Below are 15,984 nucleotides of genomic sequence, written 5' to 3' on the forward strand. Positions count from 1 at the left end.
ATGTGCTGACTTGACTGCCTGAAGTAAAAAAAGCCGCAAATTATTTTGCGGCTTTTTGTTTTGCTTGCGAACTTTCCTCTAGTGATCATTCCAGCAGCATCACTCGCTAGCAAATTGTGTTCGCTGCAGAGCGCTGAGATACCTTGACTCAAACTGCTGGGCCAGTTCGTGAAATGTAGGGCAGTCATTTTCCTTAAGCAACACCATGCAGCCAAAGTCTTTGTTCTGTTCGAGCGCTTCCAAGCAGAGCAAAAACCGGTCTTTCCTTTTTTCGATGTCGCTTTGTTCTTCAAGATTAAGAATCATGCACCAACTCCCGTCGCTTGCACGCCGCACCTCGTCGAAAGTCACATAATGAGGGCCATCTGGATTGATCTTGTTTGTGTATCCCAAGGCTGGCTTTGCTTGTGATGTCATCGTATGGCTGTATCTGAAAAGAAAGGTTTAATTTATCTTTGATTTTTTGTAGAAAGCTCACGGAATCCTCTTGAGCACTAAGCAGGTATAGCAGGCATCTGACTGATGTGTGTCGCCCCCAACCATTACGTCCGCGACGGCGATGCCTAAAATAATAGCAGAGGATGCCCGATGGTGATAGGGCTCACCTTCAAGGGTGACTTGATTCGGGCATTGCTGCAATGCATGAAAGTGTCATTTCATTGCACTGATTCCTGCCGCGCACTTTGCTGCCAACGAAGTCATCAAAGTGGCGCGCATGGCTAATGGTGCTGACGACCCTAACTACAGCTACTAGTTTATTAATTGCGACGCAAAAATTGGGGTGCAAAAAAGGCAGGACTAAGCCTGCCTTGCTTCTGTACTGAAAAGCGACAGAATTACATGGATGCAGAAGCGGATGCAGATGCTGCTTTAGCTTTCTTGGCTTTCTTCGCTTTTTTTGCTGGTTTGGAAGCTTCAGTAGAAGCAGCAGCGGATGCTGAAGGAGCAGGTGCCTGGGCGAAAGCAGCAGAAGCAAACAGACCTACGACCAGAGCGGCGATCAATTTTTTCATTTTGGTGTCCTTCATAAAGTATTGGTTAAGAGTGATTCAATTGAATCAAGGCAAATAACGCTACCGATGAATCGGGCGTTGACAGGAATTCTAATTAATTTATAACGTTTATGGATTTTTTTCTGAATTTCTGTGCAAACATTATTTAAATTTTAACTTCTTGCCATTCGCCGGGTAGTAAAGGGTGGGTTTCCAGTGAATATCCACCTATGCTGATACGCACCAGGCGTAAAGTTGGCAAGCCAACTGCTGCTGTCATACGCCTGACCTGACGATTTTTCCCTTCTGATAAAGTCAGGCTTAGCCAACTGGTAGGAATGTTCGCCCGTTCACGTACCGGCGGATTGCGTGGCCATAGCCATTCTGGCGGGTATATATGTTTGACGACGCAGGGTTGGGTCACAAAATCACCAAGGTCCAAAGGCTGACGCAGTTTCTCCAGTGATTCGCGAGTGGGTGTGCCCTCGACTTGCACCAGATAAGTTTTTGGCTGTTTGTGATCGGGATGGCTGATACGGTTTTGTAGCTGGCCGTCATCAGTCAGTAATATCAATCCCTCACTATCTGCATCAAGCCGGCCTGCCGGATAGATGTGCGGTATCTTGACATAGTCAGCCAGGGTAGGGCGGCTGGGGTGTGCCGAAAACTGGCACATCACATTAAATGGTTTGTTGAGTAAAATCAGTTTCATGGCAATATGGTAACCGTAAAATGCACTTGCATGATTGAACAGTGGTGCATAGTCTGCCATGTGAAGAACGAGTGTATGCGAAGATAATTTCCCCTATGCCAATTACTTTGTGTCTGTCCAAGTGAGATTGCCTCAGAGCTTGTCATTTTGTATTTTCAAACAGGGTAGTACGTGAAAACCGAAGTCGCCGTGACGCCAGCAAAGCTGACAAACTGATGGCATACGGTAAAATAGTAGTGCATAATACGAAAAGATGGTCTTGTGTCTTATAGAAGAGTGGTTACTCTATAAAATATTCGCACGCAAGGCAAATGATGAGAAAAGCGTGACCCGCTTGATCGCCCAACTACGGAGAAAACGATGTATCAACATATTCAAGTACCTGCTGAAGGTAAACAAATTACCGTCAATGCTGATTTTTCATTGAATGTTCCTGACAATCCTATCATCCCATTCATCGAAGGTGATGGTACTGGCGTTGATATCAGCCCGGTCATGATCAAGGTCGTTGATGCGGCCGTAGCGAAAGCCTATGGCGGCAAACGCAAAATCAGCTGGATGGAAATCTATGCTGGTGAAAAATCCACTAAAGTATATGGCCCTGATGTCTGGTTGCCAGAAGAAACACTGAAAGTCTTGAAAGACTACGTTGTTTCCATCAAAGGCCCATTGACTACGCCAGTTGGCGGCGGTATCCGTTCCCTGAACGTGGCCCTGCGCCAAGAGCTCGACCTGTATGTCTGCCTGCGTCCAGTACGTTATTTCAAAGGCGTGCCATCCCCAGTGCGTGAGCCAGAAAAAACAGACATGGTCATCTTCCGTGAAAACTCTGAAGATATCTATGCTGGTATCGAATTCGCTGAAGGCTCTGATCAAGTTAAAAAACTGATCAAGTTCCTGACAGAAGAAATGGGCGTCAAGAAAATCCGTTTCCCGGAAACGTCTGGTATCGGCGTCAAGCCAGTATCCCGCGAAGGTACAGAACGTCTGGTACGCAAAGCGATCCAGTACGCTATCGATAATGACAAGCCATCTGTGACCATCGTTCACAAAGGCAACATCATGAAGTACACCGAAGGTGGCTTCCGTGATTGGGCATATGCTCTGGCGCAAAAAGAATTCGGTGCTGAGCTGATCGACGGCGGCCCATGGTGCAAATTCAAGAATCCAAAAACAGGTAAAGAAATCACTGTTAAAGATTCCATCGCTGATGCATTCCTGCAGCAAATCCTGTTGCGTCCAGCAGAATACAGCGTTATCGCTACATTGAACCTGAACGGCGACTATATCTCTGACGCTCTGGCTGCTCAGGTTGGTGGTATCGGTATTGCTCCAGGTGCAAACTTGTCTGACTCTATCGCGATGTTTGAAGCAACTCACGGTACAGCACCTAAGTATGCCGGTAAAGATTATGTGAACCCAGGTTCCCTGATCTTGTCCGCAGAAATGATGTTGCGTCACATGGGCTGGCTGGAAGCGGCTGATCTGTTGATCAGCGCAACAGAAAAAGCCATCACAGCCAAGAAAGTCACTTATGACTTCGCCCGCTTGATGGAAGGCGCGACACAAGTGTCTTGCTCCGGTTTCGGCGATGTCATGATAGAAAACATGTAAATCTGAGTCCGCTGTTTGTTTGTTTGGCAGGAGTAAATCCCGCCAGACAGTCAAGACGCAGTCAAAGCCCCCTGTTTTGCGACAGGGGGCTTTTTTGTCACTTATCTGCACCCTGAGCGTGAGACTTAATGAAGATTTCTTCTACCGGTTTTTAGACAAAAAAACATGTCATTCTGATAGAATCAAGTTGAAAAACAAATCTCGAAGTTGATTTTCAAGGCAGGTACAGTTTGTTGGATCGAGGCTTCGGGACCCGTATGAGACCACTCCGGTCTGTGTTCCTGTGGCTTGTGACAGCAGAATGCTATGCACTTATCTTGATCATGGATTTCAAGTAAGTGCCCATTCCTCGCATACTTATGACGCCATTGATGACACCCGCCCTGTTCAAACTGACCGGGCTGAATAAAATATCCTCTATATCCTTCAAGAGTACAGTTTCTGTACTGTGCATCTGTTTTTGCCTCTGTTTGCTGGTCTTGTGCAGCCATGCCTCTGCGGTGCAAACCGAAGCGCAGGCGAGCGGCAGGCCGCAGGAGTCTCAGCGCTTTGAACGAAACCTGACTCGCGGTGAACCAGTGCCCTCGTGGGTGGAATATGATAATGGAAGCCAGGTGGCAAATGCCATTAACGCAGCGCCACTGGTGGTTCGCCTGTCTGACGTCCAGACCTATGTGGATAAGCAGGCGAGCACTTATGTGCATCGCATGATGCAGGCAAATGAAGCCTCTATGCTGACCCAGGTGGGCCGGATTGAGATTCCATTTCATCCTGAATATCAAAAAGTGGGCTTGCACAGCATCCGGGTCATACGGGGCAGTCAGGTGTTTGACAAAACGACCACTGCTGATATCCGTTATCTGCAGATGGAAAGTGAACTTGATTCCGGTATTTTTACGGGTTCAGTTACTGCGTCGATTGTGATTGATGATATCCGCGTGGGCGATATTGTCGATATAGCGTATTCAACAACGGGGCAGAATCCCGTTTTTGATAGCCATTTCTTCTCGACCCTGGTATGGGATAACGGCTACCCGATTTTACGTAAGCGCATACGCCTGAACACACCAGCCAGCAGGCCTGTCAAGTACCGCATTCTTGGCCAGGGCAGTGGCAATATCCAAACCAGGGAAGAGCAGCTTGCGGGCCGCAAGATCATTACATTTACTGCCGATCAGATCAAGGCCATAGAGTTTGAACCCTATGTGCCGCACGACATATTCCAGGTCAGGGCCATACAGTTTTCAGAGTTTTCACAATGGCAGCAAGTCAATCAGTGGGCACAAAACCTGTTTGATGTGAACACCAATAGTGCTGAGCTCGACAAAGTCGTGGCAGGCCTGCGTGGTACCGGCAGCTCAGACCAGACTGTGCAACAAGCGCTGGCTTATGTACAGAATGAGATACGTTATCTGTCTATTTCCATAGGCGAGAATTCTCACAAGCCTTTCCCGCCAGATGTGGTGCTGGCGCGCCGTTATGGTGATTGCAAGGATAAATCTTTGTTGTTATCGACGATTTTGCGCAAACTGGGAATAGAGGCGTCCCCGGTTCTGATTTCTGCATCTAATCCAGCAATGCCCGGAAAAATGCTACCTTCACCTTTGGCATTTGACCATGCAATTGTCAGGGTAAAAGTGAATGGCAAAGTCTATTACCTCGACCCGACCAGGGCGGCCCAGTACGGGCCGCTTGCCAATATGGGGCAGGTACATGGCGGTGCTGAAGTACTGGTGATTAACAAGGATACTTTTGAACTTGCCACGATTTCCAAAAATGAAGAGGGTACCGCGACCGTCAATGCACGCCTGGAAAAAATACGCCTGGATAAAATGGATGGTGTAGCCGAGTTTCAGGTCACGCATCAATATTCAGGCATAGAGGCAGAGCAGATACGCTCCTATGTGGCACGGCAAACCAGGGAGCAATTGAAAAATGCCTATATCGCCTCAGTGTTAAGGCGTTACCCTGATGCCGAGCTCAAGTCTGGCCCCACTGTATCTGACAACCGCCAGGCCAATACAGTCAATATTGAATTGAAATTCCAGATACCTGGCTTGCTGGTCAAAAATGCTTCGGGATGGCAACTGCGTTATCAGGCATCGAATATGCGTGAACGTTTTTATGTTCCCGAAAACCCGAAACGCAAGCAAGCCTTGCTCGTGCCGACACATCCGCCCTTGATACGCTATGAACTGGAAGCCAGATTGCCAGAAGAGGTCAATGCGAATTACACGCCGTCGATGACAAATATCGATGACACGGCATTTAAGGCAAGTGAAACTTTGACTTTTAAACAGAATATATTCAAGGCCAGTGTAGAGCTGCGCAGCCTGAAAGACAGGGTAGCGCCGCAGGACGTAGTTGATTTTATGGCGAATACCCGCAAAGTCGGTCTCATGCTGGAAGGTAGCATACAGATACGCAAGACGGACTTGCGCGATGCGGCTGTCCGTAAGGTACCTGGTCTGCCTAACGTGCCGGATGTGCCTGATGTGCCCATGAAGCAGAGAATTAAAGAGCAACTGGAGGAAGACATCCGCAACAAATCCAGTCTGATCAATGAATCGCGCGCCAGCGGCATTAGTTCTGCAATGGCTCTTTGCGAGCGCGGCTTGGCGTATGCACGTGTGGGGCGCAAGTCTGATGCATTGGCGGATTTGCAAATGGCCAAAAAAGATGGCCTGGATACTGAGGAATATGTGCGTTGCCGCGCAAGTACTTACTTTGCGCTCGGTGACTTCAAGAATAGCGAGGCTGACAGCGCGCGATTATTGTCCATGGGGGCCGCTGATGGCAGGCTCTACATGTTGCGTGGCATGTCCCTGTATGCCCTGGGCAAATGGAAGGATGCCACGGACAGTTTTGCTTTAGCGATAGAAAAAAGCAGTGGCAGCCAGTCCAAACTGCGCGCCAGCATCATGCGCCAGCTTGCACTCAGGCGGCAGAATTTGTCAGTCATAGGAGCGAGCAATAGCGATGGCGGTGACGATTGGCTCAATGACATGTTGTCTGCCACGCAGCCAGGTGGAAAGTCTGAAGACCAGGTATTGCATCAGGTGCACAAGCGTACAGGAGATGAACTTGATGTGGCGCTGGCCGAGGCATATTTCTACATCGCTCAATTGAATATGATTAACGGTAACAAGATCAAGGCCCTGGTTTATATGCAAAGGTCTTTTGAGAAAAGCATGCTCAATGCAGATTACAGACCATTGGCTGAGTTTGAAGCAGAGCGGTTGAAGAAAAACAAATAAAACTATTAATGAGGGAGTAATGATGTTGGTGTGTAGATTATTGTTAGTGCTGTTTTTGTCGTCTCTGGCATCGTTTTCTGATGCTGCCGGGATACCGATCAAGAATCCGGCAGCGCTTGAGGATGTGCAGCAGATTGTCAGTACCTTTGGTATAGACCAGGGGATACAGAATTCCATTCGTCGTGACCTGGAAAATAATAACAAGACGAAGCCTGAATTGTATTTTGATCCGGTAATTTATATGCAGCCGTTTACAGTCGAGGCGATTAATCAGCATATTTCTGTCGTGCTGGCAAAATACATTTCATCTGATTATGCACAAAAGCTGTTGAAGGAATTGCCCAAGCCTGCTGGTAAAATCTCCACCCGTCTTTGGCGGGCTGAAATGAATCAGGGTCTTGATGCGGCACGTAGCGAATTCAATAAGCTGTCACCAGCTGATCGCAAGGCTGTTAACGACTTTCGCTCTTCGCCAACCTTCCTGAGTATGCTCAATGCACTCAATAACAGCCGGGAGGAGCGTCAGGAAGAGTTGGGGAACTGGTCAGGCAATGAAATGCGTGCGAGGGTACAGCAAGCGCGCAAGGCAATTGCAGAACTGATGGAAATCAGTATCAAGCTTGAAAAAGAAGAAATTGACGAAAACGTCAAATTGTCCGAACGTATTCCTCTTACCGGTCAACGCTCTTTTGATCAGGAAACCCGCCTGACTTTCGAGTACCTGCGTGCCAACATCAAACAGAATTTGCGTTTCTCTGAAGAACTCAAGGCATTGGACCTGGCGAATGCATTAAAGCCTGCCACCCTGATTTCCCGCCAGGGCATAGAAAATAGCAACCTGGCCATCCTCGCAGCAGAGACCATGTTTGACAATAACTCCAAGCGCTATGATAGTTTGCGCGCAAGCTATACCGACGCAATTGAAAAAATCATCATGTCGCCGCAACAGAGGCAGGATGTCATCGCCAATAATAAAAAGAATATGGAAGATATCCTCGATCTGAGGATAAGGCGCAATGAACATTTGCGTGCTTTTCTTGAACTGAAAAAACAGGTGCTGGCATTGTGTGAGAGCAGATTTGGAAAAATAAAAGTTGAAGGTGATACACTGGTGTTCGACAGCGAGCAGGACGTCAATCAATATAACAGCCTCGTCAGGCAGATCAATGCAGAAAGACAGGCTCTGCTGGACATGGAAAAGCAAGACCTGGATGAACGTAGCCGTTCATTGGCAACCTTCAAAAAGAAATAAAAGACCATAAAAATTCGCCAGTCCAGTGTGAGTGATTTTCTGGACTGGCTGTTTTTTCCAAAGCATGTTCCAAGGCGTGTTCCAGGGCATAGATTGATTGATTTCTGCGATGGGATTTACCGCCTTGAATTTTCAAACAATCACATTGCTCAAGGCATAGCGTATCAGGTCGGCCTGACCTTCGATGTTGAGCTTGCGTTTGATATTGAGTCTGTGGGTTTCCACTGTCCTGACACTGAGCCCTAGTTCTCTGGCAATATGTTTATTCGATTTGCCAGTTGCTATGCATTTCAGGATGGATTGCTCTCTCTGCGTCAAAAGCTGGCCGGCGTCACTGCTGGCAGTCTGCCGGTTCAGGCCCGAACTGAAATATGTGCCCCCTGCGATGACGGTGTCGATTGCCTCTATGATTTCTACTGCGGGCGCATCTTTGAGTACGTAGGCGCGGGCACCGGCCTGTATGGACTGATTCACGTATTCAGTTTTTTCATGCATCGACAACATGATGACTGCGATGTGTGGGTACTCGGTCTTGAAACGCGCAGTCAGGCTGATGCCATTGCCAGTGCCCAGGTTAATATCCATCAGTATCAAATCTACAGGGGTGCTGGCAGCAATGGCCAGCGCCTCTTCTGCAGTACCTGCTTCACCAGCTATCCTGATGCTGGCGATGGTCTCCAGCCTTGCTCTTAAGCCGTCCCTGACCAGCGGGTGATCATCGACCAGTAATAAATGCACTTGTCGTGCAGGCTGGACCGGTATCTGCTCGGTCATTGGTTGTCTCCATTTGGTATGCAGGCGGTCACGGTAGTGCCGCCGGTATCGGATTGTAATTGCAAACTGCCATTGATTGCAGCCAGACGTTCACGCATATTGCTCAGGCCTATGCCACGGTGTGGGTGATTCGCTACACCCTTGATATCAAATCCACGCCCATCATCGCTGATGATGAGATTGATATTTTCAGCGTCGCTGAGCAGGTGCACATTGACGTGGCTGACTTGCTGGGCATGTTTATGTATATTCGTCAGGGCTTCCTGTGCCACCCTGAACAGGACAGTGTTGCCGATTTCATCAAGCGCATGGAAATCACCAGAAGCATGAAAGCTGACCGGTAAGCCACTGTCGTGCTCAAACTCATCGCTGAGATGTTCAAAGGCGGCCACCAGGCCCAGATCATCGAGCAGGGCGGGGCGGAGGTTGTGCGAGATGCGCCTGACCTCGCTGAGTGCTTCATTGAGCTGGTCGGTGGCACGCGCAAATGACAGCTTGGCGGCTTCCGGGCCTGCGCTGGCCTGATGCAGTTTGACCTGGCCTGATTCTATTTGCAGTTTCACTGAGACCAACAGCTGGCTTAGGCCATCGTGCAGGTCACGGGACAGGCGGGCACGCTCATCTTCCTGCGAGCTGACCACGCTTTGCGCGAGTACCTTGAGCTTGGCTTCGGCAAGTCGCGATTCAGTGATATTCAGGGCCAGGCCGGACAGGGCAATCAGCAAGGCACTTATAATCGCGATGCCAGCAATCCATGACATGGTGCTTTGTATGTTTTTAGCCACTTGTACATCAATTTTATTGAGGGCGGTATCGACGTCGTCGAGATAGATGCCCGTACCCATCATCCAGCCCCATTTTTCCAGGTGCACCACATAACCGAGTTTGGGCATGACCTTGTGCATCGAGGGTTTTTCCCACATATAACGAATGGCACCACCACCCGCCTTGGCCTTGTTGAGCAGGTTTTGTATGGTCAGGCTGCCCTGAGGGTCGGTCATATTCCACAAGTCCTGGCCGACCAGGTCAGGGCGGCGGGGATGCATGAGGTTTTTGCCATCCATGTCATAGATGTAAAAATAACCATCATCACCAAAATCCAGGGCCGCCAGTATTTTCTTGGCTTCTTCCTGCGTGGCAGGGCCTTGCTGCTTGCTGTTGTAAAGGTGGGCAATCGCTGCAGTGCCAAGGGTGACATAATGCTTGAGTTCGGCTTCCTTACTGGCAATGTAGGCTTGTTCTATCGTGCTTCTCTGTTGTTTTGCCAAAAAAGTCGCTTGATAAAATACCGCCATGGCAATGCCGGCAAAAGCCAGCAGCAGCGGGACAACAGCCAGCAAGATGATTTTATGCCTGAGCTTCATGGGGAAAATCTGAGCCTGCGTTTAATAAAAGCATTTGAAAAAGGTATCTACTGTAGCCTTGAACTCTATTAAAGCAAAATTTAATCAGTGAGAGGAGGGGCGACAAGTGATAAGAGAATTGCCACTGGACGAAAAAAAGCCCCGCAATGCGGGGCTCTTTAAAAAACCAAAATCTGAGAAAAATCTAAGATTAAGGGTTTTGGATGTTAGAAGCTTGCTTGCCTTTAGGGCCTTGCGTGACTTCGAACGAAACTTTTTGACCTTCTTTCAGGGTCTTGAAGCCGTTCATCTGGATTGCGGAAAAGTGGGCGAACAAATCCTCACCACCGTCATCCGGAGTGATAAAGCCGAAACCTTTGGAATCATTGAACCACTTGACGGTACCTGTTGCCATAATGCATCTTTCAAATAAAAACTAATCACACGAGCCGTAAAAGCAAGAAACCTAGCACTACGCTACCTCCCCCTTGACCTGCTCACTTCATATTGACGATTTACTACTTTATTTGTCAATAAATATCATTCTTGGCGGAAAAAAAGCTAAAGTCAAGAAACTTCTGGTTACATATCAAGTAGTTTTGCAGTACTGTTGTATTTTTACTTAATGACAAGAAAATACCGTGACATTTGATGTGAAGAAATAGTTTTACCATTGAAACTTGATCTAAAGGAATTGATCACCATCTGCGAGGAAAGCAGAAAGCGCGTAACATTGACCAAGGAGAAAATTAAGCCGTTTTTATTCGCTTATTATTTGTCTCTGAAATGAATCAACGTACTAGAATATACGTATGGGAAACAAGCAAGAAAACGGTACGATACTGGAACGTCAGGCACAGAAGTTAAAACCGCCTTCCATGTATCAGGTAATTTTACTCAACGACGACTACACTCCTATGGAGTTTGTGGTGGCGATCGTTCAGGAATATTTTAATAAGGATCGTGAGACTGCCATGCAGATCATGCTCAAGGTGCACAGGGATGGCAAAGGGATATGTGGTGTCTATTCCAAGGATATTGCGCTGACCAAAGTGGAACTCGTTTTAACGCACGCCCGTAAGGCAGGACACCCCCTGCAATGTGTGATGGAGGAAGTATGATTGCGCAAGAACTGGAAGTTAGTTTGCATATGGCCTTTGTCGAGGCCAGGCAGGCTCGTTATGAATTCATCACGGTAGAGCACCTGCTGCTCGCCTTGCTGGATAACCCTTCTGCTGCGGAGGTGCTAAGGGCCTGCGCAGTCAATATCGAGGATTTGCGCAAAACCCTGGGTAATTTCATTACTGATAATACCCCCACCGTACCTGGCACGAATGAGGTTGATACCCAGCCTACGCTTGGTTTTCAGCGCGTGATACAGCGCGCCATCATGCATGTGCAGTCAGCATCGAATGGCAAAAAAGAGGTGACTGGTGCGAATGTACTGGTCGCCATCTTCGGTGAAAAGGATTCGCATGCTGTGTATTATTTACATCAGCAGGGTGTGACACGTCTCGACGTCGTCAACTTCATTTCGCATGGCGTGCGTAAAGACAGCCATAACGAAGTGCCTAAATCGCCCGAAGGCGGTGAGGAAAACCAGGCAGAAGCACAAGCCAAGGAAAATCCGCTCGACCAGTTCACTCAGAACCTGAACAAGGCCGCTGCTGAAGGCAAGATAGATCCGCTGATAGGCCGCGACAATGAAGTTGAGCGAGTGATCCAGATCCTGTGCCGTCGCCGCAAAAACAATCCTTTGCTGGTGGGTGAAGCCGGTGTTGGTAAAACAGCTATTGCCGAGGGTCTGGCATGGCGCATCACCCAGAGTGATGTACCTGATATTTTGCAAAACGCCGTTGTCTATTCTCTGGACATGGGTGCTTTGCTGGCGGGTACCAAATACCGTGGCGACTTTGAATTGCGCCTCAAGGGTGTGCTCAAACAGTTGAAAGACACGCCTAACGGCATTTTGTTCATTGATGAAATCCATACCATTATCGGTGCTGGCTCAGCATCGGGTGGTACGCTGGATGCGTCCAACCTCTTGAAACCAGCCTTGTCCAGTGGGCAACTGAAGTGCATAGGTGCGACCACTTACACAGAATACCGTGGTGTCTTTGAAAAAGACCATGCGCTGGCACGTCGTTTCCAGAAGATCGATGTCAATGAACCAACGGTAGAGCAAACTGTGCAAATTTTGCGCGGCTTGAAATCCAAGTTTGAAGAGCATCACAACGTCAAGTATTCAGCCTCGGCGCTGACGACTGCGGCTGAGCTGTCAGCACGCTTTATCAATGACCGCCATTTGCCCGACAAGGCGATTGATGTCATCGACGAGGCTGGTGCTGCCCAGCGTATTTTGCCTAAGTCCAAGCAAAAGAAAACCATAGGCAAGGCAGATATCGAAGACATTATTTCGAAAATTGCCCGTATTCCGCCACAAACGGTTAACCAGGATGACCGTAGCAAGTTGCAAACCATAGAGCGCGACCTGAAAAATGTCGTGTTTGGTCAGGAGCCTGCGATTGAAGCATTGGCTTCCTCGATCAAGATGGCGCGTGCTGGTCTCGGCAAGACAGACAAACCTATCGGTTCTTTCCTGTTCTCCGGTCCTACCGGTGTGGGTAAAACCGAGGTTGCCAAGCAATTGGCCTTTACCCTGGGTATAGAGCTGATCCGCTTTGACATGTCTGAATACATGGAGCGTCATGCCGTCAGCCGTTTGATCGGTGCGCCTCCGGGTTATGTGGGCTTTGATCAAGGTGGTTTGATGACTGAGGCCATCACCAAAAAACCACATGCCGTGTTGTTGCTGGATGAAATTGAAAAAGCCCATCCTGATGTTTTCAACATCTTGTTGCAGGTGATGGACCATGGCACGTTAACAGATAACAACGGTCGCAAGGCAGATTTCCGCAATGTCATTATTATCATGACGACAAATGCGGGCGCTGAAAGTTTGCAAAAACGTTCTATCGGTTTCAACGACAGCAAAGAAGCTGGCGATGAAATGGCTGATATCAAACGCATGTTTACGCCTGAGTTCCGTAACCGTCTGGATGCCATTATCAGCTTCCGTGCACTCGACGAAGAGATCATCTTGCGTGTGGTCGATAAGTTCCTCATGCAGCTCGAAGAGCAATTGCATGAGAAAAAAGTTGAAGCCACATTTACTGAAAACCTGCGCAAGTTCCTCGGTAAAAAAGGCTTTGATCCTTTGATGGGTGCCCGTCCTATGGCACGATTGATACAGGATATGATACGTAAAGCCTTGGCGGATGAGCTCTTATTCGGTAAGCTGGTGACAGGCGGGCGTGTGATTGTCGATCTTGACGATAAAGACCAGGTCAAACTGGAATTTTCTGAAGGCGATGCTACCCCACCAGAGGCATCTCAAGAGGTGGTAGAAGTAGAATAATTCCACCCTTGTCTGCCCCGGCTACGGCCGGGGTTTTTCATTAATTTTGTATATTTTTGCGTGATGGAGACAAGTATGGCAGGCCTGACACTTCCCACATATGTACTTGAATATACAACCAAGACCATAGATGCAGTTCTTTCCCAGGCTGCCCTGGAAGGAAATGAAGTTGAAGTTGATGTCTATGAACGTAGCGATGTCAGCAAGAAGCATGTCGCACTTGGCAAGCGCTTGAAAGGCGACAGTGACATGTTCCGCGTCTCAGTAGGTTCTCATGATGACGACTGGAATTACACCATCTTGCGTGAATCTGCGGGGCGCAGCCGCAAACTGAAAAAGTAGTTGTAAAAATAAAAAGCCCGAATCAGATAGAATTGAACCGGGCTTTTTGCTTTTTCAGCCAGCGCTGGTTTCTATGATGGGTGAACTGGTGATGGTTTTATGCACCGGGCACTTTGCTGCAATAGCGACCAGCCTTGTCCTTTGTTCTTCTGTTAAGTCTGCGCCATGCAGGATGACTTCTTTCTTGAAAATATCCTGCACCCCCTCCTTGTGATGGGTCAATTTGACCTCAACCTTGTCCAACGGCCATTGATGCTGGTTCGCATACCAACGCACGGTCATGGCTGTGCACTCACCCAGCGCTGCAGTCAATAAGTCGAATGGGGCAGGGCCCAGATTGCCGCCGCCGGCATCCAGTGGCTCATCACCTTTGATCTGGTGGCCAGAGACATTGATATCTACGGCAAAAGCGTTTTCGCCGGTTTCCATGACATGGGCGAAGATGGTTTGATCTGACATGCTGTTTCCTATTCTGGTAATGGAATAAATTCATTGTCGCCTGGTACTTTGGCAAAACGCCCTGCCTTCCAGTCGGCTTTTGCCTGCTCTATGCGCGCTTCTGAAGTCGAGACAAAATTCCAGAAAATATAACGCTGCTCAGGCAGGTTCGCTCCGCCCAGCAATACCAGATGGGCATCGCTGGTGGCTGTAATAATCACTTCTGCGCCTTCCTCGAAAACTGGCATGGTGCGTTCTTCAACGGTTTCATCGTTGATGCTGACGTGGCCGGAGATCAGATACAAAGCACGCTCAGCATATTCGGCTGGTACCCGCAATTGCGTACCAGCAGGCATTTTTGCCTCTACATAGAACAGCGGGCTGAAAATTTTAACGGGAGCGGTGTGCCCATAGGCAGAACCGGCAATCAGTTTCAGTGTCACCTGGTCTATGTCAAATACAGGCAGGCTTTCAGCCGCATGATGATGAAACGAGGGCTCAACTTCTTCAAATTCCTTGGGCAAGGCCACCCAGCTTTGCAGGCCATGTACAGTGCGCGTCTGCGCACGTTGTGTATCGCTATTGCGTTCTGAATGGGTAATGCCGCGTCCTGCAGTCATCCAGTTGACTGCGCCAGCCAGTATCTCTTGTTCTGAGCTCAGGCTGTCGCGATGGAACATGCTGCCTTCAAATAGATAAGTGACTGTTGCCAGGCCTATGTGAGGATGGGGGCGCACATCCATGCCTTGTCCGGCCTCGAATTGGGCAGGTCCCATGTGGTCCAGGAAGATGAATGGGCCAACCAGATGCCGTTTGGCGAAGGGTAAAATGCGCCCGACAGTAAAACCCCCAAGGTCTTTGCTGCGTGCAGGTATGGTCAGACTGATGACGCTCATGATAGATTTCCAATAAAGATTTGTAAGGATACTCAAGTCGCTCAGAGTTCAGGCTTCAGTTATTCAGTTTGAATAAACATCGCGTGACAGTGATGTCGCCTAATATCATTTAATCAGCATTTTAATCCAGATTGATCATTGCAGCCTTGCCCAGGTACGCCAGGTTTCATCGCATCGACACTTGATCATCTTGCTTTACAATGTAACAAGCAGATTTGCACTTAATTTGATTCTTACTTTTCAATAAGGACGTCATCATGAAATTACTCGCCTTCGCCGCCAGTAGCAGCAAAAAATCCATCAACAAGCAACTGGTCACTTATGCTGCCAGGCAGGTCGCAGGCGCTGAGGTTGAATTGCTGGATTTGAATGACTATGAATTGCCTTTGTTTAGCGTAGATAAAGAAGCCGACCTGGGCAAGCCAGCACTGGCGTTGGCATTTCTGGACAAGATCGCTAACAGCGACGCCATCCTGATTTCTTTTGCTGAACACAATGGTTCGTACAGCGCTGCCTATAAAAACCTGTTTGACTGGTGCTCACGTGCCAATGCCAAGGTGTTTCAGGGCAAGCCCATGGTCATGCTATCGACCTCTCCTGGTGCACGTGGTGGTGCCAGTGTATTGGCTGCAGCCACAGGATCTGCTCCATTTTTTGGCGGGCAACTGAAGGCCAGTTTGTCTGTGCCTGCCTTCCATGATAATTTTGATGTGGAGAGGCAGGAATTGAAGAATGAGGAATTGAAAGCTAAATTGGTGACGGCAATGGCAAGTCTGGCTTGAGTTGGGATCTACTCACTTTTTTTAATTCCCCCGCTAGTTGCAAGAAAATTTCACTCAGGCTTTTCATGAAGAAAATATGGGGGGGAAAGACTGCCCCCACATGACTATGGCTTTTAACCACCATGCACCATTTTGTGTATCAGTGTCAGATCAAAGTGATGCGC

General features: G+C 48.4%; 15 protein-coding genes. 7 read left to right on the forward strand and 8 right to left on the reverse strand.

What is annotated here, in order from left to right:
* Nucleotides 1-99: 99 nt before the first annotated feature.
* The 3 genes from ACO0LN_RS12605 to ACO0LN_RS12615 form a co-directional block, all read right to left on the reverse strand.
* Nucleotides 100-417, reverse strand: coding sequence for a hypothetical protein (locus ACO0LN_RS12605; protein ID WP_422974229.1), 318 nt, complete (start codon nucleotides 415-417; stop codon nucleotides 100-102).
* Nucleotides 418-836: 419 nt separating this feature from the next.
* Nucleotides 837-1,013, reverse strand: coding sequence for a hypothetical protein (locus tag ACO0LN_RS12610; protein ID WP_422951180.1), 177 nt, complete (start codon nucleotides 1,011-1,013; stop codon nucleotides 837-839).
* Between the two features lie 145 nt (nucleotides 1,014-1,158).
* Complete coding sequence (locus ACO0LN_RS12615; protein WP_422974231.1) at nucleotides 1,159-1,704, reverse strand: pseudouridine synthase; 546 nt, start codon at nucleotides 1,702-1,704, stop codon at nucleotides 1,159-1,161.
* Between the two features lie 360 nt (nucleotides 1,705-2,064).
* Here ACO0LN_RS12615 and icd point away from each other — a divergent pair, with 360 nt between their 5' ends.
* The 3 genes from icd (at nucleotide 2,065) to ACO0LN_RS12630 (ending at nucleotide 7,827) form a co-directional block, all read left to right on the forward strand.
* Complete coding sequence (gene icd, locus ACO0LN_RS12620) at nucleotides 2,065-3,318, forward strand: NADP-dependent isocitrate dehydrogenase (protein ID WP_422942419.1); 1,254 nt, start codon at nucleotides 2,065-2,067, stop codon at nucleotides 3,316-3,318.
* Nucleotides 3,319-3,677: 359 nt separating this feature from the next.
* Nucleotides 3,678-6,575, forward strand: a complete 2,898-nt coding sequence (locus ACO0LN_RS12625) for a DUF3857 domain-containing protein (protein WP_422974233.1) — start codon at nucleotides 3,678-3,680, stop codon at nucleotides 6,573-6,575.
* A 22-nt stretch (nucleotides 6,576-6,597) separates the two neighbouring features.
* Nucleotides 6,598-7,827, forward strand: a complete 1,230-nt coding sequence (locus tag ACO0LN_RS12630; RefSeq protein WP_422974235.1) for a hypothetical protein — start codon at nucleotides 6,598-6,600, stop codon at nucleotides 7,825-7,827.
* Nucleotides 7,828-7,959: 132 nt separating this feature from the next.
* Here the strand turns inward: ACO0LN_RS12630 and ACO0LN_RS12635 are convergent, their stop codons facing one another.
* The 3 genes from ACO0LN_RS12635 to ACO0LN_RS12645 form a co-directional block, all read right to left on the reverse strand.
* Nucleotides 7,960-8,601, reverse strand: coding sequence for a response regulator transcription factor (locus tag ACO0LN_RS12635; RefSeq protein WP_422974237.1), 642 nt, complete (start codon nucleotides 8,599-8,601; stop codon nucleotides 7,960-7,962).
* The gene (locus tag ACO0LN_RS12640) at nucleotides 8,598-9,965 is read right to left on the reverse strand and encodes a cache domain-containing protein (protein ID WP_422974239.1); all 1,368 of its coding nucleotides are present in this window, start codon (nucleotides 9,963-9,965) and stop codon (nucleotides 8,598-8,600) included. The genes ACO0LN_RS12635 and ACO0LN_RS12640 overlap by 4 nt, the downstream gene beginning before the upstream one ends.
* Nucleotides 9,966-10,155: 190 nt before the next feature.
* The gene (locus ACO0LN_RS12645) at nucleotides 10,156-10,359 is read right to left on the reverse strand and encodes a cold-shock protein (protein WP_110257373.1); all 204 of its coding nucleotides are present in this window, start codon (nucleotides 10,357-10,359) and stop codon (nucleotides 10,156-10,158) included.
* Nucleotides 10,360-10,756: 397 nt separating this feature from the next.
* On the opposite strand from ACO0LN_RS12645, the gene clpS reads away from it, so the two are divergent.
* From clpS to ACO0LN_RS12660, 3 genes are all read left to right on the forward strand, one after another.
* The gene (gene clpS, locus ACO0LN_RS12650; protein ID WP_110257372.1) at nucleotides 10,757-11,065 is read left to right on the forward strand and encodes an ATP-dependent Clp protease adapter ClpS; all 309 of its coding nucleotides are present in this window, start codon (nucleotides 10,757-10,759) and stop codon (nucleotides 11,063-11,065) included.
* Nucleotides 11,062-13,362: an ATP-dependent Clp protease ATP-binding subunit ClpA gene (clpA, locus tag ACO0LN_RS12655; protein WP_422974241.1), complete on the forward strand. Its 2,301-nt coding sequence runs from the start codon at nucleotides 11,062-11,064 to the stop codon at nucleotides 13,360-13,362. The genes clpS and clpA overlap by 4 nt, the downstream gene beginning before the upstream one ends.
* Nucleotides 13,363-13,437: 75 nt before the next feature.
* Nucleotides 13,438-13,704: a hypothetical protein gene (locus ACO0LN_RS12660; protein ID WP_422951172.1), complete on the forward strand. Its 267-nt coding sequence runs from the start codon at nucleotides 13,438-13,440 to the stop codon at nucleotides 13,702-13,704.
* A gap of 54 nt (nucleotides 13,705-13,758) precedes the next feature.
* Here the strand turns inward: ACO0LN_RS12660 and ACO0LN_RS12665 are convergent, their stop codons facing one another.
* Both ACO0LN_RS12665 and ACO0LN_RS12670 read right to left on the reverse strand, forming a co-directional pair.
* Nucleotides 13,759-14,163, reverse strand: coding sequence for an OsmC family protein (locus ACO0LN_RS12665; protein WP_422974243.1), 405 nt, complete (start codon nucleotides 14,161-14,163; stop codon nucleotides 13,759-13,761).
* Between the two features lie 8 nt (nucleotides 14,164-14,171).
* Nucleotides 14,172-15,038, reverse strand: a complete 867-nt coding sequence (locus ACO0LN_RS12670; protein WP_422974245.1) for a pirin family protein — start codon at nucleotides 15,036-15,038, stop codon at nucleotides 14,172-14,174.
* Between the two features lie 257 nt (nucleotides 15,039-15,295).
* On the opposite strand from ACO0LN_RS12670, the gene ACO0LN_RS12675 reads away from it, so the two are divergent.
* Nucleotides 15,296-15,820 (forward strand): NADPH-dependent FMN reductase, encoded by a 525-nt coding sequence (locus tag ACO0LN_RS12675; protein ID WP_422974246.1) that lies wholly within the window; start codon nucleotides 15,296-15,298, stop codon nucleotides 15,818-15,820.
* Nucleotides 15,821-15,984: the final 164 nt, after the last annotated feature.

Origin of the sequence: Undibacterium sp. TC9W, assembly GCF_049339865.1 — a bacterium.
Taxonomy (GTDB): domain Bacteria; phylum Pseudomonadota; class Gammaproteobacteria; order Burkholderiales; family Burkholderiaceae_D; genus Undibacterium.

What these genes read in the sequence shown, in the direction of transcription:
- ACO0LN_RS12665 (WP_422974243.1), bottom strand. Translation starts at nt 14,163, where the DNA reads ATGTCAGATCAAACCATCTTCGCCCATGTCATGGAAACCGGCGAAAAC.
- ACO0LN_RS12640 (WP_422974239.1), bottom strand. Translation starts at nt 9,965, where the DNA reads ATGAAGCTCAGGCATAAAATCATCTTGCTGGCTGTTGTCCCGCTGCTG.
- ACO0LN_RS12670 (WP_422974245.1), bottom strand. Translation starts at nt 15,038, where the DNA reads ATGAGCGTCATCAGTCTGACCATACCTGCACGCAGCAAAGACCTTGGG.
- icd (WP_422942419.1), top strand. Translation starts at nt 2,065, where the DNA reads ATGTATCAACATATTCAAGTACCTGCTGAAGGTAAACAAATTACCGTC.
- ACO0LN_RS12610 (WP_422951180.1), bottom strand. Translation starts at nt 1,013, where the DNA reads ATGAAAAAATTGATCGCCGCTCTGGTCGTAGGTCTGTTTGCTTCTGCT.
- ACO0LN_RS12625 (WP_422974233.1), top strand. Translation starts at nt 3,678, where the DNA reads ATGACGCCATTGATGACACCCGCCCTGTTCAAACTGACCGGGCTGAAT.
- ACO0LN_RS12675 (WP_422974246.1), top strand. Translation starts at nt 15,296, where the DNA reads ATGAAATTACTCGCCTTCGCCGCCAGTAGCAGCAAAAAATCCATCAAC.
- clpA (WP_422974241.1), top strand. Translation starts at nt 11,062, where the DNA reads ATGATTGCGCAAGAACTGGAAGTTAGTTTGCATATGGCCTTTGTCGAG.
- clpS (WP_110257372.1), top strand. Translation starts at nt 10,757, where the DNA reads ATGGGAAACAAGCAAGAAAACGGTACGATACTGGAACGTCAGGCACAG.
- ACO0LN_RS12615 (WP_422974231.1), bottom strand. Translation starts at nt 1,704, where the DNA reads ATGAAACTGATTTTACTCAACAAACCATTTAATGTGATGTGCCAGTTT.
- ACO0LN_RS12635 (WP_422974237.1), bottom strand. Translation starts at nt 8,601, where the DNA reads ATGACCGAGCAGATACCGGTCCAGCCTGCACGACAAGTGCATTTATTA.
- ACO0LN_RS12645 (WP_110257373.1), bottom strand. Translation starts at nt 10,359, where the DNA reads ATGGCAACAGGTACCGTCAAGTGGTTCAATGATTCCAAAGGTTTCGGC.
- ACO0LN_RS12660 (WP_422951172.1), top strand. Translation starts at nt 13,438, where the DNA reads ATGGCAGGCCTGACACTTCCCACATATGTACTTGAATATACAACCAAG.
- ACO0LN_RS12605 (WP_422974229.1), bottom strand. Translation starts at nt 417, where the DNA reads ATGACATCACAAGCAAAGCCAGCCTTGGGATACACAAACAAGATCAAT.
- ACO0LN_RS12630 (WP_422974235.1), top strand. Translation starts at nt 6,598, where the DNA reads ATGTTGGTGTGTAGATTATTGTTAGTGCTGTTTTTGTCGTCTCTGGCA.